At 38.1% G+C, this 515-nt stretch carries 1 protein-coding gene; it reads right to left on the minus strand.

What is annotated here, in order from left to right:
- Positions 1 to 121: 121 nt before the first annotated feature.
- On the minus strand, positions 122 to 415 hold the full coding sequence (locus K6Y21_RS21150) for a hypothetical protein (protein WP_233073921.1): 294 nt from the start codon (positions 413 to 415) through the stop codon (positions 122 to 124).
- Between the last annotated feature and the right edge of the window lie 100 nt (positions 416 to 515).

Genomic DNA, 515 nt, shown 5'->3' on the forward strand with positions numbered 1-515 from the left:
AAAGTAGCCATCATCGCTTGTATCAGGAAGATGGTTGTCACGCTCAATTCGATGCTCAGAGACGGTGTTATGTGGGAAGCGCCAAAAGTTTAAAAATAACTATTGACGCCATAGTCTCTTGTTATGTGTCAGCCCATTCATATGGAATACCCATTTGATTGAGTTTATTAATTATTAACTCACTTGGATCGTTAATAACTAATGTGTCGTCACCTACACAAGCACCTGCAATTAATTTATTGCCTACATAAAAATGCCAATTCCCAACACCTTTATTAATATGTACATTCCAATCTAAAAGGTTATTGCCCATAAATTTAAGAATAACTGGAATAGTATCTCTATTAAATTTATAGACTGAAAACTTCAGTTCCCAAGGTGCTATATCAGTCAGGGCAACCGCATGAGTGCTCATATTTCAACCAACTGACTCAATCCCGCACTCAACACTGCTTCTAAGAAGCTTGTTTTCATCCAAGCTCGCTTTTGTTTTGCGGGAATACTGCCCTTTGACG

Source organism: Motilimonas eburnea, assembly GCF_021295345.1.
Classification (GTDB): domain Bacteria; phylum Pseudomonadota; class Gammaproteobacteria; order Enterobacterales; family CBDFNC01; genus Motilimonas; species Motilimonas eburnea.